The sequence below is a fragment of the Streptomyces sp. NPDC104581 genome, assembly GCF_055583685.1.
This window is the reverse complement of record NZ_JBVJNN010000044.1, coordinates 25,629-50,143: the sequence shown is the minus strand read 5'-3', so window position 1 is coordinate 50,143 and position 24,515 is coordinate 25,629. Positions and strand designations below refer to the sequence as shown.

Below are 24,515 nucleotides of genomic sequence, written 5' to 3'. Positions count from 1 at the left end.
CCTTAGGAGGCTGGGAGGACGGGGGTCAGACGACGGCTTCGTCGAGGCGGTCGGCCTGCTTGTCCTTGAGGGGGCCGATGACCGACAGCGAGGGGCGCTGTCCCAGTACGTCGCGTGCCACGGCGCGCACGTCGTCGGGCGTGACGGCGGCTATCCGGGCGAGCATGTCGTCCACGGACATCTGGGTGCCCCAGCACAGCTCGCTCTTGCCGATGCGGTTCATCAGCGCGCCGGTGTCCTCCAGGCCGAGGACGGTGGAGCCGGAGAGCTGCCCGACGGCGCGGCCGATCTCCTCGTCGCCGAGTCCTTCGGACGCTACCTGGTCCAGCCCGTCGCGGCAGATCTTCAGCACGTCGTGGACCTGGCTGGGGCGGCAGCCCGCGTAGACGCCGAAGAGTCCGCAGTCGGCGAAGCCGGAGGTGTACGAGTAGACGCTGTAGGCGAGGCCGCGCTTCTCCCGTACCTCCTGGAAGAGCCGGGAGCTCATGCCGCCGCCGAGGGCCGTGCTGAGGACCCCCAGGGCCCACCGGCGCTCGTCGGTGCGGGAGAGGCCCGGCATGCCCAGGACGATGTGCGCCTGCTCCGTCTTGCGGTTCAGCAGCTCGACGCGGCCCGCGGTGCGCAGGTCGCGCCGGCCCTCGCGCGGGGCGACCGGGACGGCGTCCGTACGGGTGAGGGCCCCGGCCTTCTCGAAGGCGCGGCGTACCTGCCGTACGACGGTGGCGTGGTCGACGTTGCCCGCGGCGGCGACGACCAGGTGCGTCGGGTCGTAGTGCTTCTTGTAGAAGCGGGCGATCCGGGTGCGGTCCAGGGCGTTGACGGTGTCGACGGTGCCGAGGACGGGGCGGCCGAGGGGGGTGTCGCCGAGCATGGTGTGCGAGAAGAGGTCGTGCACGCAGTCGCCCGGGTCGTCCTCGGTCATGGCGATCTCTTCGAGGATGACGCCGCGCTCGGCGTCGACGTCCTCGGCGTCGATGAGCGAGCCCGTGAGCATGTCGCACACGACGTCGATGGCGAGGGGGAGGTCGGTGTCGAGCACGCGCGCGTAGTAGCAGGTGTACTCCTTCGCCGTGAAGGCGTTCATCTCGCCGCCGACCGCGTCTATGGCGGAGGAGATGTCGAGGGCGCTGCGCTTCTTGGTGCCCTTGAAGAGGAGGTGTTCCAGATAGTGCGTGGCGCCGTTGAGCGTGGGCGTCTCGTCGCGTGAGCCGACCTGTACCCAGATGCCGAAGGTCGCCGACCGTACGGACGGCAGGGTCTCGGTGACGACGCGCAGGCCGCCGGGGAGGGTCGTTCGGCGGACGGTGCCGATGCCGTTCTGCCCCTCCAGGAGGGTTTGGGTACGGGCGACGGCCCGTACCTCCGAGGAGGTGCGGGCCGTCGTCGTGGAACTACGAAACGTCACTGGGAGGCTTCGTCCTTCTGGTCGTTCTGCTTGTCGTTCTTCTCTTCGTCCTCGCCCTCGATCACGGGGATCAGGGAGAGCTTGCCGCGCTGGTCGATCTCGGCGATCTCGACCTGGACCTTCTGGCCGACGCCGAGGACGTCCTCGACGTTCTCGACGCGCTTGCCGCCGGCGAGCTTGCGGATCTGCGAGATGTGCAGCAGACCGTCCTTGCCGGGGAGCAGCGACACGAACGCGCCGAAGGTGGTGGTCTTGACGACCGTACCCAGGTAGCGCTCGCCGACCTCCGGCATGGTCGGGTTGGCGATGCCGTTGATCGTGGCGCGGGCGGCCTCGGCGGCCGGTCCGTCGGCGGCACCGATGTAGATGGTGCCGTCGTCCTCGATCGTGATGTCGGCGCCGGTGTCCTCCTGGATCTGGTTGATCATCTTGCCCTTGGGGCCGATGACCTCACCGATCTTGTCCACGGGGATCTTGACGGTGATGATCCGCGGGGCGTTCGGGGACATCTCGTCCGGGACGTCGATGGCCTCGTTCATCACATCGAGGATGTGGAGGCGGGCGTCGCGGGCCTGCTTCAGCGCGGCGGCCAGGACCGAGGCGGGGATGCCGTCGAGCTTGGTGTCGAGCTGGAGCGCGGTGACGAACGTCTTCGTACCGGCGACCTTGAAGTCCATGTCGCCGAATGCGTCCTCCGCACCGAGGATGTCGGTGAGGGCGACGTAGTGCGTCTTGCCGTCGATCTCCTGGGAGATCAGGCCCATGGCGATACCGGCGACGGGGGCCTTGAGGGGCACACCGGCGTTCAGCAGCGACATGGTGGAGGCGCAGACCGAGCCCATGGACGTCGAGCCGTTGGAGCCCAGCGCCTCGGAGACCTGGCGGATCGCGTACGGGAACTCCTCGCGCGTCGGCAGCACCGGCACGATGGCGCGCTCGGCGAGCGCTCCGTGGCCGATCTCGCGGCGCTTGGGCGAACCGACGCGGCCGGTCTCACCGACGGAGTACGGCGGGAAGTTGTAGTTGTGCATGTAGCGCTTGCGGGTCACCGGCGAGAGGGTGTCCAACTGCTGCTCCATGCGCAGCATGTTGAGGGTGGTGACGCCCAGGATCTGCGTCTCGCCACGCTCGAACAGCGCGGAGCCGTGCACGCGCGGGATGGCCTCGACCTCGGCGGCGAGCGTACGGATGTCCGTGACGCCGCGGCCGTCGATGCGGACCTTGTCCTTGATGACGCGCTCGCGGACCAGGGACTTCGTCAGCGCGCGGTACGCACCGGAGATCTCCTTCTCGCGGCCCTCGAACTGCGGGAGCAGCTTCTCGGCGGCGAGGTCCTTGACGCGGTCCAGCTCGGTCTCTCGGTCCTGCTTGCCGGCGATGGTGAGCGCCTGGGACAGCTCGCTCTTCACGGCGGCGGTGAGGGCCTCCAGGACGTCGTCCTGGTAGTCGAGGTAGACCGGGAACTCGCCGGTGGGCTTGGCGGCCTTGGCGGCGAGGTCGGCCTGGGCCTTGCAGAGCGCCTTGATGAAGGGCTTCGCGGCCTCCAGGCCGGCGGCGACGATCTCCTCGGTGGGAGCGTCCGCGCCGTCGGCGACGAGCTGGATGGTCTTCGTGGTGGCCTCGGCCTCGACCATCATGATCGCGACGTCGCCGTCCTCCAGGACGCGGCCGGCGACGACCATGTCGAAGACGGCGTCCTCCAGCTCGGTGTGCGTCGGGAACGCGACCCACTGGCCCTTGATCAGGGCGACACGGGTGCCGCCGATCGGGCCGGAGAAGGGCAGGCCGGCCAGCTGCGTGGAGCAGGAGGCGGCGTTGATCGCGACCACGTCGTACAGGTGGTCGGGGTTGAGGGCCATGATCGTCTCGACGATCTGGATCTCGTTGCGCAGGCCCTTCTTGAAGGAGGGGCGCAGCGGCCGGTCGATGAGGCGGCAGGTGAGGATCGCGTCCTCGGAGGGCCGGCCCTCGCGGCGGAAGAACGAGCCGGGGATCTTGCCGGCCGCGTACTGCCGCTCCTCGACGTCCACCGTGAGGGGGAAGAAGTCGAGCTGGTCCTTGGGCTTCTTGGAAGCGGTGGTGGCCGACAGCACCATGGTGTCGTCGTCCAGGTACGCGACGGCGGAGCCGGCGGCCTGCTTGGCCAGGCGGCCCGTCTCGAAGCGGATGGTGCGGGTGCCGAAGGTGCCGTTGTCGATGACGGCTTCGGCGTAGTGGGTCTCGTTCTCCACCAGTGGTTCTCCGTTGCTTGTCGTTGTCGTCTTTCGTCCCGCCGCCCGTGTGGCGGGGGGACAGGCGGAGAAGCGCTCCTTGGTGCGGGCCGGTCTTCGATCGAAGCTCCCGGGGCGCGGCGTGGGCCGCGGGCGGCGTTCGCCGCGCCGTTCCGGGGGCCACTACCGAGGACCGGCGGCGGCGGAGGGGCGCTTCCCCTCGTCGGTGGGTGGTGCCTTCTGTCGTGCGGGGTGGTGCTGATCGTGCTCGTCGTGCTGGTGTCGCGGCACTGCTTCTCAGCGGTGTCCGGGAGCTGTGCTCCTGCGAACAGGTTACTGAGCTTCGCGCGCATACGGCGAAGGGAGCGGTTCCCGGTGTGTGGGAACCGCTCCCTTCACGGCGTGCTACTTGGCGCCGCCGGCCGCACCGCGGCGGATGCCCAGGCGGTCGACCAGCGCACGGAAGCGCTGGATGTCCTTCTTCGCCAGGTACTGCAGCAGGCGGCGGCGCTGGCCGACCAGGATGAGCAGACCGCGGCGGGAGTGGTGGTCGTGCTTGTGCGTCTTCAGGTGCTCGGTCAGGTCCGAGATACGGCGCGAGAGCATCGCGACCTGGACCTCGGGGGAGCCGGTGTCGCCTTCCTTGGTGGCGAACTCCGACATGATCTGCTTCTTCGTAGCGGCGGCAAGCGGCACGCGTACTCCTCGTGGGTCTTCGTGGCCATCGAGTGCCCCAGGTCGTATTCGCTGGGGATCTTCGGTTACTCGGGTGGCGGGGATGAGGCGCCGTTGACGGGGTCGCTGTTTCCGGTCGCACCGGGAACGCGTACACAAACGGCCGTCACACAGCGTACCAGCCAGTCAGGACGTCAACGCACGGATGGAGTGGTAGACGTCGAACACCGCGAGGCAGAGGGGAACGACCGTCAGTAGTACGAAGGACTCGGCGATCTCCAGAAAGCGTCCCCAGAAGGGCGTGACGCCCTTGCGGGGGACGATCAGCCCTATGGCGATGATCAGCGCGGCGATGCCGGCGATGGCGGCGGTCAGCCAGACCGTACGGATGTCGAGGCCCGCGCCGTCACCGCGCAGGGCGTCGCGGATCAGCCCCTCCGGGGGGTTGAGGCAGAGCCCGAGCCCCAGCAGGACGAGGGCGCCGAGGCCGGCGGCGAGGGCGCAGCCGACCTGCGCCGTGTAACTGAAGAGGTGGGCGCGCATCAGCATGGCGATACCGGTGGCGAGGGCGAGGAGCTGGCCCCAGACGCCGTCGGAGAAGCCGAGTACGGCGGCGGCGCCGACAGCCACCAGGGCGCAGCCGCCGACCAGGCCGACGAGCAGTTCGTGGCCGCGCCGGGCCTGGGCGGCGATGCGCTCGGGGTCGACGGGCGCCGGGGGCGCGGGGTCGGTCCCGTAGTCTCCGGCGGCCGTACGGGGCGGTTCGAAGCCGATGGGGAGCCGGGCGAAGCGGGTGGAGAGGCCGGGCAGGAAGGCGAGTGTTCCTACGGAGAGCGCGGCGCACACGGCGGCGGTCTCGGCGGGCGCCATGTCGGTCGTGATGGCGACGAACGTCACCAGGAGGCCGACGGTGGAGGCGAACACGAACGCGACGAAGGGGCTGTCGCCGGCGGGGGTGACGATCACCAGGATCACCGAGGCGACCAGTACGGCGGCGCAGGCCAGCAGGAACTGGAGTCTGCCGATGCCCTGGCCGTCCGCGAAGGGCAGCAGTCCGGACCCGGCGACGGCGGCGTTGGCCATCGAGCCGATGCCGAGCGCGACGGACGAGCCGCGGTCGTCGTACACCCGGGCCCGTACGCCGGCGAGGGCGAGCAGCAGGACGGCGGTGACGCCGGCCAGGATGCCCGGGAGGCCGTGGGTGTCGTGGCGCGGGTCGGCGGTCCACAGGACGAAGGCGAGCAGCGTCAGCAGGACGGATCCGCCGAGGAGGCCGGCGCCGCGCATGGCTCTGTCGGTCCACAGGGTGCGGTCGCGGGCGACCGCGGACGCGACGGCGTCGGAGACGTCGTCGAAGACCGCGGGGGGCAGGGATTCGGCGAAGGGCCGCAGCGACAGCAGTTCGCCGTCCAGGATGCGCTGGGAGGCCAGGGAGCGGGCGCTGTCGAGGACGGTGCCGTCGCGGCGTACGAGGTGGTATCCGACGGGGGCGCCCGCCTCGGGGCTCTGGCCGGAGAGCCGCAGGATCTCCGGGTGGAGGTCGGCCACGGCGATGTCCTCGGGCAGCGCCACGTCGATACGGCCGTCCGGGGCGACGACGGTGATCCGGCAGAAGCCGGTCCCACCGCTGGACGGGGCCGGAGCGCCCGGCTGACCGGTGCCGGTGGCCGCCGCTTGGGCCGTCATACTCACGTGCTGCATCCCCTCGTGGTTCCCATGCGCCCGATGCCGCGTTGTGCTGTGAATGACCCGTTTTTTTGCGGGAGTTCATCGCTGCGCAAACGCGTCCGGTCACCCTACCGCCGGGCGTCGGCCACCTGCGCAAGTAGGATCCTTGCCCGCGGATGGAGGCCCGTCGCCACGGGGGCGCCGGTGGGAACTTCACCGTCCGGCAAGGGAATTGGTGAGCAGTGAGTCAGATCGTCGTCAAGCGCCCGCCGCGGGCTCTGCCCGCCGACGTACCGGGCGAGCAGATGCAGGTGCAACCCCCTCCGCCGCTGCCCAGGGGGCAGCAGGAGGGCGCGCTCATGCAGTTGCTCCCGATGCTGGGCATGGGCGGTTCGGTCGTCTTCTTCTTCATGACGCCGAATCCGATCATGCGGATCATGGGCATGGTGATGATCGCCTCGACGATCGCCATGGCGATCGCGATGCTCGTGCGGCACCGGCGCGGGACCCAGGGCGAACTCGCCGACATGCGGCGTGACTACCTCAAGTACCTGACGCAGACGCGGCGTACGGTGCTGCGGACGGCGCGACTGCAACGGGACGCGCAGTACTACCTGCATCCGTCCCCGGAGCAGCTGTGGGCGCTGGTCGCCGAGGGCAGCCGGGTGTGGGAACGGCGCGTCGCGGACGACGACTTCGGGCAGGTGCGCATCGGGCTCGGCAGCCAGCAGCTCGCCACCCCGCTGATCGCGCCCGAGACCGCGCCCGTGGACGAGCTGGAGCCGCTGACCGCCGGGGCGATGCGCCAGTTCCTCAACGCGCACAGCGTGCTGGACGGACTGCCGATGGCCGTCTCGCTGCGTGCCTTCTACCACCTGACCGTGACCGGCGAGGCCGAGTCGGTGCGCTCCACGGCGCGCGCGATGGTCGGTTCACTCGCCTCGCTGCACTCGCCCGAGGACCTGGTGATCGCCGTCGTGGCCGGACGGGGCGCGGCGCCGGCGTGGGAGTGGGCGAAGTGGCTGCCGCACGTGCAGGCGCAGGGACCCGGTGACGGGGCGGGCAGCCGCCGGCTGATCACCTCGGACGTGCGGGAGCTGGAGGAGATGCTGGCGGGGCGGCTGGAGGGCCGCCCGCGGTTCCAGTCCGGCGGGCATCCGCTGCTGGACCAGCCGCACATCGTGGTGGTGCTGGACGGACTGTCGCTGCCCTCCGTCTCGGCGCTCGCGGCCCCGGAGGGTCTCCAGGGGGTGACGATCGTCGAGGTCGTACCCGGCGAGGTCACCGGGGCGCGCGGCAGCCTGGCCGTGGTGGTGCATCCCGGCTCGCTGCGGCTGGAGTCGGGGCACGGCATGGTCTACGACGGGGAGCCCGACCGGCTGAGCCCGGAGGCCGCCGAGGCGCTGGCCCGTCAGCTCGCGCCGCTGCGGGCGGCGACGGGAGGTGACGACGACGACGAACCGCTGCTCGCCAATCTCGACTTCACCGATCTGCTGAACCTCGGGGACGCGGCGTCCGTCGACGTCACCCGCACGTGGCGGCCCCGTTCGCAGGCGGAGCGGCTGCGCGTGCCGATCGGTGTCGGTGAGGACGGCGCGCCCGTGATGCTGGACCTGAAGGAGGCGGCGCAGGAGGGCATGGGGCCGCACGGGCTGTGTGTCGGCGCCACCGGCTCCGGCAAGTCCGAACTGCTGCGCACGCTGGTGCTGGGGCTCGCCGTCACGCACTCGTCGGAGACGCTGAACTTCGTCCTCGCGGACTTCAAGGGCGGTGCCACCTTCGCGGGCATGTCCCAGATGCCGCACGTCGCCGCGGTGATCACCAACCTCGCGGACGACCTCACGCTGGTCGACCGCATGGGTGACTCCATCCGCGGCGAGCTGAACCGGCGTCAGGAGATGCTGCGCGACGCGGGCAACTACGCCAACATCCACGACTACGAGAAGGCGCGCGCCGCGGGCTCCCCGTTGCAGCCCATTCCTTCGCTGGTCCTGGTCATCGACGAATTCAGTGAACTCCTGACAGCGATGCCGGACTTCATCGAGATGTTCGTCCAGATCGGGCGCATCGGGCGTTCGCTGGGCGTGCATCTCCTGCTGGCGTCGCAGCGGTTGGAGGAGGGCCGGCTGCGGGGGCTTGAGACGTACCTGTCCTACCGCATCGGTCTGCGCACCTTCTCGGCCGCGGAGTCGCGCGCCGCGCTCGGTGTGCCGGACGCGTACCAGCTGCCGAACGTGCCCGGTTCCGGGTATCTGAAGTACGGCACCGACGAGATGGTGCGGTTCAAGGCGGCGTACGTCTCCGGGGTGTACCGGGCGAACGCGCGGGCCGTCGCGGGCACCGGCGGGCCGCTCCCGGTCGACCGCCGGCCCGTGCCGTTCACCGCGGCGCCGGTGCCCGTGCACCACGTGCAGCCGGCCGCCCGGGCCGCCGTGCCGGAGACGCGCACCAGCCCCGAGGACGACGCGCTGGCCGACACGGTGCTCGACGTGATCGTGCGCCGGCTCGAAGGGCGCGGCGCCGAGGCGCACCAGGTGTGGCTGCCGCCGCTGGACAATCCGCCGTCGCTGGACGAGCTGCTGCCGGGGCTGTCGAACGTGGAGGGGCGCGGGCTCACCCAGCCCGGCTTCGAGGGGGCGGGGCGCCTGGTCGTACCGCTGGGCGTGGTCGACAAACCGTACGAGCAGCGGCGCGACACCCTGTACCGGGACTTCTCCGGGGCGGCGGGCCACATGCAGATCGTCGGCGGGCCGCAGTCCGGCAAGTCGACGCTGCTGCGCACCCTCATCTCCGGGTTCGCGCTGACGCACACCCCGCGGGAAGTGCAGTTCTACGGGCTGGACTTCGGCGGCGGGGGCATGTCGTCGATCGCCGGCCTGCCGCATGTCGGCGGGGTGGCGTCGCGGCTGGATCCCGAGAAGGTGCGGCGTACGACGGCGGAGGTGTACGGGATCCTGGCGCGCCGCGAGGAGTACTTCCGTGCGGCGGGGATCGACTCCATCGCCACCTTCCGCAGGATGCGGGAACGGGGCGAGATCTCGCCGGCGGACCAGCCGTGGGGCGATGTCTTCCTGGTCATCGACGGATGGGGCAACTTCCGCACCGACTATGAGGCGTTGGAGCCCGCCGTACTGGACATCGCGGCGCGCGGGCTCGGTTACGGCATCCATGTGGTGCTCACGGCGTCGCGCTCGATGGAGGTGCGCGCCAACCTCAAGGACCACCTGATGAACCGGCTGGAGCTGCGCCTCGGCGACACGATGGACTCCGACCTGGACCGCAAGGCGGCCGTCAACGTGCCCACCGGGGTGCCGGGCCGGGGTCTGACGCCGGAGAAGCTGCACTTCATGGCGGCGGTGCCGCGGATCGACTCCATCAACTCCGACAGCGACCTGTCGGAGGCGACGGCGGCCATGACGCAGGAGGTCGGCCGGCACTGGACGGGGCCGGGTGCCCCCGCCGTACGGCTGCTGCCGCGCGAACTGGACGCGACCACGTTGCCGGCGGGCGTCGAGCAGCCGAAGCGCGGCGTCGCCTTCGGCATCGACGAGAACCTGCTGGAGCCGGTCTTCGTCAACTTCGAACGCGACCCGTTCTTCCTGGTGTTCGGCGAGAGCGAGTCCGGCAAGTCGAACCTCCTGCGGCTGCTGATCAAGCAGTTGTGCGAGCGGTACGACGGAAGTTCGGCCAAGTTCTTCGTCATCGACAACCGGCGCGCCCTGCTGGACGTGACGCCGCCGTCGCACCTGGCGGAGTACGTGCCGATGTCCAACAACATGGACCACCATGTCGACGCGCTGTCGGACCTGATGCGGCGCCGTACCCCGGCGGCGGACGTCACGGCACAGCAGTTGCGCGAACGGAGCTGGTGGCGCGGCCCGACGGTGTTCGTGGTCGTCGACGACTACGACCTGGTGTCCACGTCCAGCGGCAACCCGCTCAACAAGCTCACGGAGCAGCTGCCGTTCGCGCGCGACGTGGGGGTGCGCTTCATCATCGCCCGCAGCGCGGCGGGGGCGAGCAGGGCGTCGTACGAGCCGTTCATGCAGCGGATGATGGAGCTGGGCGCGCAGGGCGTGCTGCTCTCGGGCGACCCGCAGGAGGGCGACATCCTCGGCGGCGTGCGGGCGCGTCCGATGCCGGCGGGCCGCGGCATCTTCGTCTCCCGCCAGCGCGGCAACCCGCTGGTGCAGACGGGCCTCATGCCGTCGCTGGACGAGCGGTGACGGGGGCGGGGGTCCTCGCGGCCTTCTTCGCGGTGCTGTTCCTGGGTCTGGCGTTCGTGGACCAGCGCAAGGCGTGGTGGCGCTTCCAGGCCCACCGCTTCGACGACCCGTCGGCGCACGAGCCGTCGGACGGTCTGATCCGGGGGCGGAAATTCGCGCTGATCGGGCTCGCGCTGTTCCTGGGGTGGCAGGCGGTGGAGATGTTCCGGCTGGCGGGGATGGAGTGAGAGCGGCGGGGCCAGGCACGAGAAGTCCGGAAATGGGTGTACGGGGGCGTTTCGAGGGCTGAACACGGTTGCGGCGGACCGCACTTGCGTGTGATCGGCGCGCATTAATAGGTTGATCCGGAATGGTGAAATCCATCAGTGAGCACGGGGGAAGGAATCCCAGATGGCATGGGACGAATGGGACCAGCTGAAGGCATCGGCGGCCGGAAACGGGTCCGGGCAGATGCAGCTGAACGGAATCCCGGAGGAGGACCGTCCCAACGCGGGCAATCCGACCGGTGATCTCACCGTCGACCAGAAGGACTTGGCGGCGATCGGCGACGAGGCGTTCAAGCTGTACAACCGGTTGTGGGACGAGGCGCGGGTCACCAGCACCGACACGGCCGGCAGCGATCTGAAGGGTCAGGGCTTCGCGCTCGGCGGCGCCCTGAGCCACGTATCGCTGCGCTGGGACCGGCAGCTCGGGTCACTGATGGACGCGTGCGCGCTCATTTCGAACCACATGGACTTCACGAAAAAGGCGCACGAGGGCGACGAAATCTTCATCGAGCGTCATGTGAGCAGCATCTCCACGCTGGACGCTGGTTTTGACGAGCAGTGGTCCCAGCCGGGCGAGAAGAACGAGGTCTACGGCGAGGGCAAGAAAGACTCGAAGGACTGAGAAGGACTAAAGGAAACAGAATCATGGATTTCGAAGCCCTTCACTCAGCCAGTTTCACGTCGCTCGACACCACGGTCAGCGACTGGACGAAGATGCTCACCAAACTCACCGACCTCAAGGCCGACGCCAAGGACGGCCTCCACGGCAAGGCGAGCAAGGCCAACTGGGCCGGCTACAACGCCACGGTGTCGCGTGAGTTCATCGGCAAGACCGCCGAGGAGTTCAACGACGCGTACACCCAGGCCGAGTCGATACGCAACATCATGCGCGACACCCAGGGTGAGCTGAAGACCCAGCAGCGCCTGCTCAAAGAAGCGATCGAGCGCGGGCGCGGCAATCACATGTCCGTCAAGTCGGCGGGCAGCGGCTTCACCGTCACTCCGAATCCGGACCCGAAACCCGCGAACGGCCAGAAGGACGTCGACGCGCTGCGGGACGAGCTCCAGGGCATTCTCGACACGGCGACGGAGATGGACAACACGGCGGCCACGTCGCTCAAGGCTCTTGTCGATCTCACCGACTACGGCTTCTCCGGGCAGAAGTACGCCGATCGCGACTCGGCTGCCAACGCGATCAAGGAGGCCGAGAATCTGGCACGTATCGCGAAGAAGGACCCCGGGGATCTGACGGTCAAGGAGTTCGACGCGCTCAACGCGGGCCTGAAGAAGTACTCCGGCGACGAACTCTTCAGCGAGCGCTTCGCCGAGCAGTTGGGCGCCAAGGGGACGCTGGAGTTCTGGGCGGGTATCAACGAGCCGCACAACAACAGCCGCTTGTTCCATGAGCGGCACGAGCAGCTGGGCGAACTCCAGAAGAACCTCAGCCTCACGCTCGCGACGGCGACTCAGGCGGACACACCTGAAATGCGCAGGTGGACCTACGAGATGACAGACCTCGGAAGCCAGCCCATCAGCAAGAACAGCACCACGCAGGGCTTCCAGGTGATGAGCAACCTGATGCGCTGGGGCAACTTCGACGACCAGTTCCTCAAGAGCTACGGCTCCGAGCTCATGCAGACCGAGAAGGAAGCCACCAGCAACGGCCGTCACGGGGCGACGGTCTGGGCCCGCATGGGAATGGACCCCTATCTCAACCGTACGGGTGAGGACTCCGGTTCGGACCCGATGATCGGTTTCCTGAAGGCGCTGTCGAACAGCCCGGACGCGGCGACGGACTTCTTCAACGACCCGTTCCTGTCGAACAGCGAGGATCACGACTTCAAGGAAGAGGACGAAAAAACCGGCAAAGAAGTCAAGGCCTCTCTCTCCAACTTCGATTATCTATTCGAGGAGCGCGACTGGCCGCCGGAGCGCGACAAGGACGGTGACGACAGCATCTCCGGCCGGAACAACCTGGCGATGGCTCTGGAAGCGGCCACGACCGGACACCCGGCGGGCGAACTGCCGACTCTGGACACCCCGGCCCACAACGCCGGGCAGGCGGAGCTGGCGAGGAACGTGATGGTGTCCATCTCGGAGAACCCGGAACGTCTTACCGAGCACAGTTACATGTCCGACAGTGTCGGTCAGATTGCCGCCGAGTACATGCCCGACATCAATCGAGGCATGTACGCCGGGAAGGAATCAGGAAACGACCTCTTTCCGGTGGTCGGCGAGCCGGCGAAGATCCCTGAGGTCGACATCACCAGGTTCCTGTACGCCGTGGGACAGAATCCTGAGGGGTATGCGGCGGTCAACGCGGGCCAGGCCGCGTACACCACGTCCCTGATGGAATATCACTTCGCCAATCCTGAGGCATTCGTCAAGGACCCCAACTTCAGCGACAACGACAACCTCAAGCAGGCCATTGAGGGTGTGGCGAAAGTCAGCGGCGAAGTCCAGGGGACGATCGGGGCGGGTCGTGCGTTCGCGAGCGAAGAAGAGGGGGGCACGAAGGATCAGGAATTCAACGACGCGATCGAGACCACGAGTACCTGGGTCGGTAGCGGGGTCGGCATCGGTGTCGGACTTGCGACGGCTCCGTTCATCGGCCCGGGCGGCATCGTCGCGGGCGGACTGGCGGGCACCGCGGTGGACGAGATTCTCGGCGGTCTCACCGAAGGCGCGCTGAAGGACAGCTCCGGCGAAGTCATCTACCGTAACGGACAGGAGATAGACGCGACGCGTCAATCCACCTACACCCTTGTCGAAACGGCCGCCGAAAAGGCGGGCGAGAGTGCGAAGAACCCGTCGCCGGCCATTGTCGACGCCGCCGCGAACGCGGCGGAACAGGGCTTCAACAACGCCCGCACCAACCTCTCAGACTTTATCGACGGCGAAGGAACTCCCCGGCAACTCGAGCCGAAAAAGTGAGCACATGATGTCCATGTCGAAGAAAGTCCTGATCCCCCTCACCGCACTGGTCGCGGCCGGATTGGCGGCAGCCGCGTTCTATGCGCTTGGGCTGCCTCCGTTCGAAAAGCGCGGCAAAATAGAAGCGAGCAAGGTCTGTGAGTCGCTGGGCGACTCAACGAAAGCGGCATCGACGCTCGAAACGGTACTGCCGAAGGAACCGGAGTACTCCTTCAGAGACAGAGTGACCGGCGAGCAGGTGACGCAGCAGAGCAACGCGTTCAGAAGCGACTGCGCGGTCTACGGCGAGGGGAAATCGCTTCTGACCGCCGAAGCGCTGCTGATGGAGACCCAATCCGCGGAGAGCTGGGCGAAGTACTCGCTGGAGGACGGCGACGAGGCCCGCGAAAGCTTCGAAGCAGGTTCCGGAGGGTTCATCACGGCAGAGAACACAGTCGCCATTCAGGTGCCTTGCGCCAAGGCGGGAACCATACCGGGCGGCGAATACAGCCTGAGAGTCGTCGTTGATCCGAGGTCGAGCGAGGCTTCGGACAAGGTACGTCAGGGTCTGAAGGATCTCGCAGTCGAGGCGGCACGCTTCGCGCACGAGAAGACGGAATGCAACCTCCCTTCCGAACTCCCCGAGTAGGTGGGCGCTCCAGCCGCAGGCCACAAGGTTCCAGGCCCTGCACACCTGCGGCTGAGCGCTGCACGTGCGTAGGCGTGGCCGTGAAAGCGCCCTTGGACACGGCAAAGGGGGGCACCTCCCGCGCGTGCCCCCCCTTGTCGCCGTAACTGCCGGTCGCTTCCAGGAGGTTCCTAGAAGTAGCCGGCGGACTTCTTGTCGCCCGCCTGGTAGGTCGGGCCCGCCTCGCGGACCTTGCGGGCGATGTCCTTGAGCGCGTTGTGGATCATGCGCGTCTCGTTGTCCCACTTCTTGTGGGCCGCGTCCGCCGCGGTCTTGGCCTCACCCTCGAAGGTCGCGGAGACGCCGCGGATCTTCGTCTGGATGGCCTCAAGGCTCTCGTCGAGCCGGGCGGCCTGCTTCTCGATGACCCCGGCGGCCTGCTCCAGCGAGCCGTAGGTCACGACCATGGTGCCGTCGTTCTGCTGAGCCACGGGTCCTCCTGTTTCGTGTCAGTGCGGTGGGTGATGGTGACGTGCGGTACGGGCGGCGTCAGTAACCGGCGATGTTCGACGTGGCCTTCGCCGTCGCGGCGGCGTCACCGGAGAAGCCGGCCGTGACGTCGACACCGTTCAGGGCCGCGTAGACCTCGTCCTCGGTGTTGCCCGCAGTGGTACGGGTGACCTGGATCGCTTCCTGGAAGTTGAGAAGCATCTTCGCGATGCGGACCATGCCCGAGTTGATCTCGGCCTGCTTCGCGTCGAAGGCGCTCGCGCCGATGCCCTTCCAGGCGCCTTCCAGACTGTCGATGACGCCCTGGAGGTTCCTCAGCTGTCCCTTCACGTCCTCGAACTTGACCGTGATCTCGTCCTGGAAGTCCTTGAGACTCTGATCCCCGACCTTCTGGACTGTCATATGTCAGCCTTCCTTTCGAATGTGCTCGCTACTGCGTTGTATGCGCACGTGCGTGCGCGTGTACGGGAGTGCTTGTGCTTCGGTGAGTGGTTTGAGCCGCGCGATCACACGGTGCGGCGTCTGCGTACGACGGCGAACGCGCCCCCGGCGAGCACGGCGACGAGCGCGGCGCCCCCGAGGATCAGCCCCAACTGGCTGTCGTCGCCGGTGTCCTTCGCCGCGTTGGCCGTGTCTGTCTCCGCGTCAGGGGCCTTGGCGTCGGAGTCGGGCAGAGAGGCGGCGGCGTCGTCCGCGGATCCCTCCTCGGGAGCGCCCGCGTCGGACGAGCCGCCGGCCGTCGTCCGCTCGTTGGTCAGCGGGCTGACATCCGGATCGCCGGGCTTGCCGATGCCGCGGTTGATGGCCGCGTTGGGCCGGACGATGCCGTGGCCGAGGTAGTTACTGACGGTGCCGGGCTTCCAGTCGTCACCACGGCCGGCCGACTCGAACATGACGCGCAGGACCTGGTTGGCGGTCCAGTCGGGGTTGGCGGACCAGATGAGTGCGGCGGAGGCGGAGGCGAGGGCGGTGGCGGCGCTGGTTCCGCCGTTGCCCATGCAGTACTTCTTGAAAGTCTCGTCACACCAGCGGGGAATGTCGTTGGCAGGGGCCGCGATGTCCACGAAATCGCCGTGCTGGGAGTATTTGGCCACCTGACCGTCGCGGTCGGAGGCACCGACACCTACTACCTCGGGGTAGTTGGCGGGGTAGCCGGGCTTGTTGTCCTCGTGGCCCGTGTTGCCGACTGCGGCGAAGACCAACTTGCCCTTACTCTCCGCGTACTCCACTGCTTCCTTCTCCGCAGAGTCGACGAACACGCTTCCGATTGACATATTGATGATCTTGGCGTCACCGTCAGCAGCAGCGCGGATGGCGTTGGAGTTGTCGAAAGTGTTCGACTTGTGTTTCTCCTCGAACTCCTTATTGGCCATCCGCATTGGGATGATCTTGGCTCCGGGCGCCAACCCCTTGAGGCCACCTCCCTCGCCTGTTCCCGCAATGAGCTCGGCCATGGTGGTCCCGTGCCCGTTGTAATCGCTCGTCGACCCATCCGTCTCCGTGGCATCGAGACCCTTCAGCACCTGCCCCCTGAGCGACGGGATGGACGCGTTGACTCCAGTGTCAATCAGGGCAATCTTGATGCCCTCGCCCGTGGTCGACTTCCAGATCTCCTCAGCACGCATAGCGTCCAGGTACCACTGCTTCGACTGCGCGTCGTCGGCAACCGACGCGGGAGCGGCACCGACCACCATCGCTGCGGCCCCGATCACAGCCACCGCGAAAAGCGTGCCGCGCCGAAGGTCGTACGACCCAGAACGCTTCCGGACCTGGCTCATTCCTGCCGTCATCCCGACTTCCGAACCTTCCGCTGTGCCTATTCGATGACTGGTGGTACGGCGCCACGCCGTCGAGGCGCCCGTGTCGCTGCGCCGTCCGCCCAATCTTCCTGTCGTGGCTGCTCGTGTCGGTCACCGAACAGCCCGGAGCCGCCCGTCGTGGATCCGTTGGCGTCCGGCCTGGCGGGTGCACTCGCGCTTCGCGGGGTGCCCACGACGCCATTGGTGGAGGTGGGCATACCCCGCCCCGTAGGCCGTAGAGGGCCCTTATCCGACTCCGACCCCACGACACCGGACTGGCTGGGACGTGCAGCCGACACCGGGCGGCCAGGCGTCGCGCTACCCGGACCTCCGATGACATTCCCTCTGGGGATACGTGATCCGGAGGCGCCCGTGCCACTGCCGGAGGCGCGTTGTGGGGTGCCTCCGACGATGCCGTTCACACGGCCCGTACGGGGCGCGGAGGAAGATCCCGGACCGGAACGTCCGCCCATGGGCGGCCCGCCCGTGCTCGGTCGACCGACCATGGGGCTCCGGGTGGCACCCGTGCCACCACCACGTCCTACTCCGGGTCCCATGGTTGTCGGCCTGCCAACAGGTCCTTTGCCCGGCTGTGTACCCGAGTTGGTGCCGCCGCCGATTGGGGTTGGCCGCCCCATAGGGGGCTGACGGCCACCCCCTCCCGTGCTCGTTTTCGCGTTGGAGACAGGCCCCGGTCCTCCGCCTCTCGGCGCGAGTGGCGGGCCGGAACGAGGACCGCCGCCGCGTACGGGAAGACCGAGATTGGGCGCCAAAGGCGCTGGGAAGTGCTGGTTTCCTGAGTTTGGTCCAACTGGCGCCGTGGGAGGCTGCGTGGGACCGGGATTCGTCGTGGTGGGCGGCAAGGTCTTGACGCTGTCGAGCTCCATCGATGTGTTCGGTGTCGACTGCTGTGGGACCAAGCCATCGGTACTGGTACGCAACACTCCGCCTGTACCGCCTGCATCGGCACGTAGGGCGCTTGACTGCTGAGGCGACGACCCAGCGATGCCCCTACTTTCTGAGTCTCCTGAATCAGAGTCGGTGCCCCACTCGCCCTGTTGCGGTCGCGGCACATCCGCCGCCAGCATCTTCGGCAGCTCCGGCTCCTTCGCCGCCGCCAGCGACTGCTCCGACACCGCGTAGAACGACGCCAGGCGGTTCATCTGGTTGATGGCCTCCTGGCGATTCTCCTCCGCCTGTACCGCCTGCTTGTACTCCGGGTTGTCCTGCCTCTGCTCCGAGACCGGGAAGTCCCTGGGACGCCTGGGGTCCGCCCGGTTGTCGCGGGGCGGTTTGGAGTTGCGGACCGAGGCCAGGCCCGTGGCCGCGACGGACATCTGGGTGCCTACGACGTTCGCGAACGAGGCAAGGCCCCAGGCGTACCCGGCGAGTTCGCCGCCGTAGCGCTGGAACTCGGTGGCTCCCTCACCCTGCCAGTCCGTCGCCCTGACGAAGTCGCTGAGTTCCTGCGCGGCGTCGTTGAGGCTCTTCTTGGCCCTTTCGAGGTTCTTGCCTGCGTTCTCCAGGTCCGAGGGGTTCGCGCCGTCCAGCAGGTCGAGCATGTCGTTGAGGCCGCGCTCTTCGAAGCTCGTTCGGCCGAAGAAGCCCCCGAAGTTGCCGAAGAAGAGCCCGCCCATGGACGTCGCCGCGCGCTCCGCGGCGTCGGTCGCGCCGAACTCCGTCTGGATCTTGGCGGCGTCCTCGTTCTGCTGCTGTTCGTGAGGGGAGAGCGGCGGATTCCTGTCGTCACTCATGTCTCGTCACCCCAAGTCCTTCGTGCCGCCGGTGGCGTTCTGGCGCGGCGCGTCGGGGGCCTCGCCCCGCTCCTGCCGCTGCTGCTTCTCGTGCGCCTCGCGCTGCTCTTCCAAGCGCGTCTGGATGGAGTGGAAGCGGTACCGCAGGTCTTCCTCGACGTTGTCGTAGCCGACGTCCGCCGCGTGAACTCCAATGCTCAGCAGCTCTATCTGCTCCCCGAGGGACTTGGACAGCGAGACGAGGGAGGTGTGCACCCGCTCGTACTGCGTCGAGAAGCCCTCGGCCTCGTCGAACTTGCCCGGGCCGCTGAAAGACGACCGCGGTACGCGCTGGGCCGCGATCTCACCGTTGCCGGCCGCGCCGCCCTCGAACTCCGCGAGCAGGGTGTTGATCTGGCTCTGGAACCTCTTCAGCGCTCCGACGCCGCGCTCAAGATTGCTGGCCATCAGCGCCCCCGCTCATGCCGCCCACCGACTCAGGCACGATGCCCGTTCCTCCCCGTTTGCTGCTGCTGTCCCGCACCGCGACCCGAGCGGACCGGTCCGTCCACATACACTCGGTGATCGCTCGCGACCACTCTAGCTACTTGCTCGGACACCTCTAAGTGGGTTGTTGTTCAGGTGACTTGATTACCTGAGCGGGTCCTCCGCCGTCCCACCGAACCCACCCGCCCCGTTCACCGACTCTCCTCAACTCTCCTGAACCCGCCGCGCCCGGCGTCTTGAATCGCGCAGAGCCACCGAACCGCCCGTGATCGCCGCCACCATGACGACGCCTCCGACGACGACGTAGGTCGCGAGCCGGGAGTTCCGTTCCTCGGCCGTCTCGCCGAGGTCGAGCTCGGCCGGGGTCGGTGCCTCGGCCCTGGTCACTCCTTCGTGTGCCACCGGTCTCTCAACGGGCTTGTCATCCTCGGTCAGCGCGCGGACCGGATCCACCACTCCCCAGCCGACGAGGCGGTCGCGGCCGGGGATCGAGCGCTCCGCCGTCTGCTGGATCTGGGCGACGATCTGCTTCTGCGTCCACCCCTTGTGCTTGCTCTTGATCAGAGCGGCGATTCCCGCGACGTACGGGGCGGAGAAGCTGGTCCCGTTGTCCGCGCAGTGGCCGCCGCCCGGGACCGTCGTGACCATGTCGACCCCCGGCGCCGCGATGCCGACGAACTCACCCGACTGGGAGAACGGAGCGCGTTCGTTGTTCCGGTCGGACGCCGCCACGGCCAGCACTCCTTCGTACGAGGCGGGGTAGGTCTCCTTCACCTTTCCGTCGAGGCCGTCGTTGCCCGCGGAGGCGACGATCACGACTTCCGCCGCGAGGGCGTTGTCCACCGCCTGCTTCAGCATCGTCGTCGGCTCCACGGCGTCCGCCGTGTCCTGGGAGATGTTGATGACGTCGGCGTCCTGCTGGACCGCGTGCTCGATGGCCTCGGCGAGCGATTCGGCGCTGCCGTTGCCGAACGCGTCGTTCTGCTGGATCGGAATGATCGTGGCGTCGGGCGCGAGGCCCACGAAGCCGGTTCCCTCGGCGGGGCGCGCCGCGATGATGCCGGCGACCTTGGTGCCGTGGCCGACGACGTCGGTCGTGCCGTTCGCCTTGCCCCGTTCGAGTCTGTTCCCGTTGTCGTCCTTGGCGTCCGGGGGCATCAGGTTGAGGCCGCTGCCCGTGTCCACCGCCTTGGCGAGCTGTGGGTTCTTGATGTCGACGCCTGTGTCGATGACCGCGACCTTCACGTTCTCGCCGGTGGACTGCTTCCACAGCTCGTCGAGCAGGACGCGTTGCAGGGCCCAGGGGCGGCCCTCGTACTTCTCGCCGGGGAAGGAACACTGCCCCGTGTCGGCGCTCGCGGTGGGTGCCGACAGCGTCATGAGGGCGAGGGCGGCGGTGGTCACGGCGGTCGCCGTCGCCGTCGTCCTCGCCGCCAACCCGCGGTACGTGGATGGGGAGTTGGGCGTGCGCGTGCTCCCGTCGGAGGGCGTACGCCGGCGGCCGGGGGTACGAGTGCGGCTGCGGATGTCCGTCATGGCTGCCCCGCCCTCACGAACCCTGCGGCTGACGCGCGGCCCCGGTCGACAGCCTGGGACCCGTCGGGAGGAGACCGGCCCAGGCGGCGGGCATCGGCGCCGCGTCGACGTTCTGGTAGCCGAGCCTGTTCTGCGCCTTCCGCACCTCGTCCCGGGCCGCCTGCCGCTCCTTCTGCGAACCGGATTCACCGATCCCCGAGTCGTCCGTCGCGCTGTCCCCGTTGGACTGCATCGCGTACCGCAGGCCGGTGTCCGTCACCAGGAAGAGGAACCCGGACTTGGTGGTGCCGCCCGTGAACTGGCGGAAGAGCTGGCCGGACCCGGGGGTGACGTACGCGCTCGTGGCTCCGGTCGCCAGCGTCTCGGGGAAGCCGGTGCCGGCCCACGTGGTGAGCTTGGTGTCGCCGCTGTCGGCGTCCACCTCGCGCAGTACGTTGCACACGGTGTTACGGCTTCCCTCCCCCGTGCTCGCGGAGTTGACCGCGTCGGGGTCGTTCTCGGGCCAGTCGTTGTCCTGTCCGAACGGCGCGCCCGGCCGGAACGCCGCGGCGCTGACGGACGTGGCCTTGCCGTTCTGGGCGACCTCGATCAGGTCGGGGCTGCCGAGCAGCAGTTTGGCGATGAAGTCGGAGACCGGGGCGGCCCGGCCCTCCAGGACGACGTAGTTCTGGTCCTTGGTCCCGTCCGTCGCCGTGAGGACCGTGCCGACCTTGTCGAGTGAGGGGTCCAGCTCACCGCCGACGCCCGCGTCGGCGCCGATCGTCCCGTCGATCTCCGGGAACTCGACGGCGTCGCCGCGGTGCAGGGTGGCCAACCAGGCCGCGGACACCCGTTGCGGCTTACGGTCTCCACCGACGACCAGTTGCAGCAACACGTCGTCGTCCGCGTCGACCTCGTATGCCTTGCCCGTGGCGTCCACGATGTGGCGGGCCTTGTCGGGCCCCTCCACGTACATCAGCTCGCCGCCGGTCAGCTGGTTCGCGCCCTCGGTCTTCTTCCGCTCGCGCTCCGCGAAGACGAATGTGGCCTTCTCGATGGCCTGCCCGCCCTCCCCGGGGCGCTCACAGACCGCCCAGCGCTTGGCGGCGCCGGCCTCTTTGGCATCGGGCAGCCGGTCCGGGGCGTACGGGATGCCGAGGGTGGCACCGTGCGGGATCTTGCCGCTGTCGAGCACCGACTCGTCGACGTTGATGACCTTGCCCTTGTCGGGGTTGAGGAGGAGCTTGGCCGAGGACATGTTCAGGACCGGATGGAGCTGGATCTTGCCGGGGTCCCCGGTCTTCAACACCACATAACGGGTGGTGGACTTGCTGGCGATGATGACGTTCTCGCCGGGTGTGTCCCACTCCTTGGGTGCCACCGGTTTGAACATCCCCCACGCGCCGAAGATCGCGAGAATGACCACGGCGACGATCATCCCGGGCACCACCCCGCGCAGCGGACGGGGCGCACCCTCTTCCGAACCGGTCGAGTTCGGCCGCACGAACTGCGCGATCAGCCTTCGCTTCGCGAAGGTGTAGGCGTTGAGTTCGTCCCGTCGTGATGCCATCTGTCCGCTGTCCCTCTCCCCCACTGCGCGGCCAGACCCCCTTCTCTTACAGAGGGTTGCCGTCGTTCCGGCCCCTACTATGCATGCTGGCGATCACGCCTCACTGCTCAGGTAGGGTGATCGCCCGGTCAACCGCCCATGGGGAAATGGCCAATTCGGACAGAGGGGGCAACGCGGGGATGGGTACGGCGACGCGCGAGCGCACTGGGCGGACCTCCGGACAGCCCCCCGGCTCTTCCCGTCGGCAACGCCGCAACGCTCCTGTCTCCGGCACCGCCCCGACGCCCCCGGCGGCGGGCACCGCGCCGCGTGTGCCCGCCACGACCACACTGCGGGCCCTCTCCCGCACCAGCCACGTCGGCCCCTTCCAGCTACGGCAGTTGGTGCTCGTCGAGGTGGCGCTCGCACTGGCCGCCGGTGGCGCCGTGCTCGGCGGGCTGTGGATGGTGCCCACGATCGCCGTCGCCTGCGTGCTGGTCCTCTTCGCCGTCGTACGGCGCCGCGGCCATGCCGTCCAGGACTGGCTCTCGACCGTTCTCTCCCTCCGTGCGCGCGAGCGGGCCGCCGGGCCCGCGGCGGTGGACGTCGATCCGTCGCTGGCCCCTGTCGCGGAGGCCGTCCCGGCGCTGCGCCCGTACACCTACGTCGACCGCGACCGCCGCACCGTGGGCATGCTGGGCGACGGGAGCTTCCTCACGGCCGTCGTACGGGTCGAGGCGAGCGGGTCCGCGCTGCGGCCCGCCTTCGGCGCCCGGGCGCTGCCTCTCTCCCTCCTGGGCGGCGCCCTGGAGGTCGACGACATCAGGCTGGAGTCGGTCCAGCTGGTGCAGCAGGTGCGTTCCGCGCCCGCGCCGCACCTGCCGCGGCAATCGGTGGCCCGGCTCTCGTACGTACCTCTTCAGGAGAAGACCGGAGCCCCTGCCCTGCGGCTGACATGGGTGGCGGTCAAGCTGGACCCCGAACTGTGCCGGGAAGCGGTGGACTCGCGCGGGGGCGGCGTCGAGGGTGCTCAACGTTGCCTCGTACGAGTGGCGGACCACGTGGCGAGCCGGATCACCGGAGCGGGGTTCCGGGCCGTCGTACTGGACCAGGAGGAGCTGAACTCCACCATCGCCACGTCGGCCTGTGCCAGCCCCGTACAGGCCGCCCACGCCGCACACCCCGGCGCCGCCCCGGCGCGGCGCACGGCCGAGACTCCGCGCGTGTGGCGGTGCGACGAGAAGTGGCACACGACCTACGCGGTGGGCCGCTGGCCAGAGTTGGGGCGCGGCGCCGCTCCGCTGCCCAAGCTGGTGTCGCTGCTCACCGCCACCCCGGCGTACGCGACGACCTTCAGCCTCACCCTGCGGCGCGGCACCCGTCTGGGCGCCATGACGGTGAACGGCCATGTCCGTATCACCGGCGTCAGCGACACGGAACTGGTCGGTGTGCGGCGGCTGCTGGAGCAGGCCGCGCGCTCGGCGAAGGTCGGTCTCGTCCGTCTCGACCATGAGCAACTGCCCGGGGCCCTCGCCACACTCCCGCTGGGAGGCGCCCGATGAGCGGGCTGCGCACACTGCTCGGCCCGCGGCACGCGGGTCACACCATGCCCGCCGACGAACTCGGCGCGCTCTCACTGCCGGTCGGTGACGACGGGGTGGTGATCGGTGACGACGCCGAGGGGCACCCCCAGATGGTGGGGTTCCACCGCTCCGCGCCGTACGACGTGCTGTTGATCGGCGGCCTCTGGACGGCGCAGGTGATAGCGCTGCGCGCGGCGGGCACCGGGGCGCGCGTGGTCGTGGAGACGGGGCGCGCCCAGGCATGGACGCTGCTGGCACAGGCCGCCGGCGCGGGCCTGGAGTGCATCACCCTGCACGACGTGGGCCGGGTGCCGCCCCAGGGAGCGACGGTGGGCAGCCCCGTGGTGGTCGTACGCGACGCGGGCATGCGGCCGCCCCGTGGCCGTGTGGTGTCGGCACCGTGGCAGTCGGTGCTGACGTTGCTGCCGTATCTGAGCCCCGTCGCGCCCCGGTTGATGCGCAACTCGACGCTGGTGGGTGTGCAGCGGGTGTCGCCGCGCGAGGCCGAGCAGACAGGCCAGATCCTCGGGCTGTCGCAGGCGGAGAGCGAGGCGCTGCCGACCCTGGCCGACGGTGTCACCCTGTGGTGCGCCGGGCGCGAGCGGCACTGGGTGATGACGAGCCCCACGGACGCCGAGTCGGGACTGCTGGGCACGGCCCGCAGGATGGACTGAGCGGCGCCGTAAGGGGCGGTCCGGGCCCCGGACCCTCGCACGTGCGGTGGTGGCCAAGGCGGTGACGTACGGGGCGAGAAGCCCCTGGTGCGAGTGACCGGACGGGAAACGCCGGACCGGACGTACCGGGCGGATCTAGGATCCGTAGGAGCACGCGCCGGTGGACCTGTTCGTCTCCACTCGTGCGTGGAGTCCGTTCAACTCAGCAGTTGTCGAAGGAGAGGCCCGACCGATGGGGACCGCACAGGAGAAGGACGAGTTGTACGCCCTCGACATCTCTGACGTCGAGTGGCTCAGCGCCCCCGGCACGAGCGAGGACGAGGAGCGCGTCGAGATCGCGCACCTTCCCGGCGGGGCGGTGGCGATGCGGTCGTCCCTGGATCCCGACACGGTGCTGCGGTACACCGAGTCGGAGTGGCGGGCGTTCGTACTGGGCGCGCGCGACGGAGAGTTCGACCTCCAATAGAGGCCGCGGCCACGGACCTCCATCGACGCGAGTAAATGGCCCGACTCCTACGCCTTCTTAGCGAGCGGGCGCCGCGCCTCTTCCTCCTTATAAGAAGGGAACGCGCTGAGACGATGGGGAAGCGGGGAATCGTCGGTACAGGCAATCCTGGACAGAACCGTCCCTACCGGACCACGCCCGGGCGCCGA

Annotated in this window: 18 protein-coding genes; 8 read left to right on the top strand and 10 right to left on the bottom strand. The window is 68.8% G+C overall.

Annotation, left to right across the window (positions count from 1 at the left end):
- Positions 1–25 precede the first annotated feature (25 nt).
- The 4 genes from ACZ61E_RS27500 to eccD all read right to left on the bottom strand — a co-directional run bounded on the left by ACZ61E_RS27500 (position 26) and on the right by eccD (position 5,976).
- The gene (locus ACZ61E_RS27500; protein WP_469702581.1) at positions 26–1,405 is read right to left on the bottom strand and encodes a M16 family metallopeptidase; all 1,380 of its coding nucleotides are present in this window, start codon (positions 1,403–1,405) and stop codon (positions 26–28) included.
- Positions 1,402–3,636 (bottom strand): polyribonucleotide nucleotidyltransferase, encoded by a 2,235-nt coding sequence (locus ACZ61E_RS27495; RefSeq protein ID WP_469702579.1) that lies wholly within the window; start codon positions 3,634–3,636, stop codon positions 1,402–1,404. Before ACZ61E_RS27495 ends, ACZ61E_RS27500 begins: the two co-directional genes overlap by 4 nt.
- 384 nt (positions 3,637–4,020) lie before the next feature.
- On the bottom strand, positions 4,021–4,311 hold the full coding sequence (rpsO, locus tag ACZ61E_RS27490; protein WP_023538273.1) for a 30S ribosomal protein S15: 291 nt from the start codon (positions 4,309–4,311) through the stop codon (positions 4,021–4,023).
- Positions 4,312–4,476: 165 nt separating this feature from the next.
- Positions 4,477–5,976: a type VII secretion integral membrane protein EccD gene (gene eccD / locus ACZ61E_RS27485; protein WP_469702577.1), complete on the bottom strand. Its 1,500-nt coding sequence runs from the start codon at positions 5,974–5,976 to the stop codon at positions 4,477–4,479.
- A 224-nt stretch (positions 5,977–6,200) separates the two neighbouring features.
- On the opposite strand from eccD, the gene eccCa reads away from it, so the two are divergent.
- From eccCa to ACZ61E_RS27460, 5 genes are all read left to right on the top strand, one after another.
- Positions 6,201–10,184, top strand: coding sequence for a type VII secretion protein EccCa (gene eccCa, locus ACZ61E_RS27480; RefSeq protein ID WP_469702576.1), 3,984 nt, complete (start codon positions 6,201–6,203; stop codon positions 10,182–10,184).
- The gene (locus ACZ61E_RS27475) at positions 10,181–10,411 is read left to right on the top strand and encodes a hypothetical protein (protein ID WP_469702574.1); all 231 of its coding nucleotides are present in this window, start codon (positions 10,181–10,183) and stop codon (positions 10,409–10,411) included. Before eccCa ends, ACZ61E_RS27475 begins: the two co-directional genes overlap by 4 nt.
- A gap of 163 nt (positions 10,412–10,574) precedes the next feature.
- On the top strand, positions 10,575–11,072 hold the full coding sequence (locus ACZ61E_RS27470; RefSeq protein ID WP_469702573.1) for a hypothetical protein: 498 nt from the start codon (positions 10,575–10,577) through the stop codon (positions 11,070–11,072).
- Between the two features lie 23 nt (positions 11,073–11,095).
- Positions 11,096–13,384, top strand: a complete 2,289-nt coding sequence (locus ACZ61E_RS27465; protein WP_469702572.1) for a DUF6571 family protein — start codon at positions 11,096–11,098, stop codon at positions 13,382–13,384.
- A gap of 4 nt (positions 13,385–13,388) precedes the next feature.
- Complete coding sequence (locus ACZ61E_RS27460; RefSeq protein WP_469702571.1) at positions 13,389–14,012, top strand: hypothetical protein; 624 nt, start codon at positions 13,389–13,391, stop codon at positions 14,010–14,012.
- Positions 14,013–14,182: 170 nt separating this feature from the next.
- Here the strand turns inward: ACZ61E_RS27460 and ACZ61E_RS27455 are convergent, their stop codons facing one another.
- The 6 genes from ACZ61E_RS27455 to eccB all read right to left on the bottom strand — a co-directional run bounded on the left by ACZ61E_RS27455 (position 14,183) and on the right by eccB (position 21,625).
- A complete protein-coding gene (locus ACZ61E_RS27455; RefSeq protein ID WP_381793613.1) occupies positions 14,183–14,482 on the bottom strand; it encodes a WXG100 family type VII secretion target in 300 nt (99 codons plus the stop codon).
- Between the two features lie 58 nt (positions 14,483–14,540).
- Entirely contained in the window at positions 14,541–14,903 is a 363-nt protein-coding gene (locus ACZ61E_RS27450; RefSeq protein WP_469702569.1) for a WXG100 family type VII secretion target, read from the bottom strand.
- 104 nt (positions 14,904–15,007) lie between these two features.
- Positions 15,008–16,291 carry a S8 family serine peptidase gene (locus tag ACZ61E_RS27445; RefSeq protein ID WP_469702567.1) on the bottom strand — a complete coding sequence of 428 codons (1,284 nt, stop codon included), beginning with the start codon at positions 16,289–16,291 and terminating at the stop codon, positions 15,008–15,010.
- Between the two features lie 1,769 nt (positions 16,292–18,060).
- Positions 18,061–18,501 (bottom strand): hypothetical protein, encoded by a 441-nt coding sequence (locus tag ACZ61E_RS27440; protein WP_469702566.1) that lies wholly within the window; start codon positions 18,499–18,501, stop codon positions 18,061–18,063.
- Between the two features lie 243 nt (positions 18,502–18,744).
- Complete coding sequence (gene mycP, locus ACZ61E_RS27435) at positions 18,745–19,920, bottom strand: type VII secretion-associated serine protease mycosin (protein ID WP_469702596.1); 1,176 nt, start codon at positions 19,918–19,920, stop codon at positions 18,745–18,747.
- Between the two features lie 169 nt (positions 19,921–20,089).
- The gene (gene eccB, locus ACZ61E_RS27430) at positions 20,090–21,625 is read right to left on the bottom strand and encodes a type VII secretion protein EccB (protein ID WP_469702565.1); all 1,536 of its coding nucleotides are present in this window, start codon (positions 21,623–21,625) and stop codon (positions 20,090–20,092) included.
- A gap of 179 nt (positions 21,626–21,804) precedes the next feature.
- Here eccB and eccE point away from each other — a divergent pair, with 179 nt between their 5' ends.
- From eccE to ACZ61E_RS27415, 3 genes are all read left to right on the top strand, one after another.
- The gene (eccE, locus tag ACZ61E_RS27425; RefSeq protein ID WP_469702563.1) at positions 21,805–23,166 is read left to right on the top strand and encodes a type VII secretion protein EccE; all 1,362 of its coding nucleotides are present in this window, start codon (positions 21,805–21,807) and stop codon (positions 23,164–23,166) included.
- Positions 23,163–23,861 (top strand): hypothetical protein, encoded by a 699-nt coding sequence (locus ACZ61E_RS27420; RefSeq protein ID WP_469702562.1) that lies wholly within the window; start codon positions 23,163–23,165, stop codon positions 23,859–23,861. Before eccE ends, ACZ61E_RS27420 begins: the two co-directional genes overlap by 4 nt.
- A 232-nt stretch (positions 23,862–24,093) precedes the next feature.
- The gene (locus ACZ61E_RS27415; protein ID WP_469702560.1) at positions 24,094–24,327 is read left to right on the top strand and encodes a DUF397 domain-containing protein; all 234 of its coding nucleotides are present in this window, start codon (positions 24,094–24,096) and stop codon (positions 24,325–24,327) included.
- Positions 24,328–24,515: the final 188 nt, after the last annotated feature.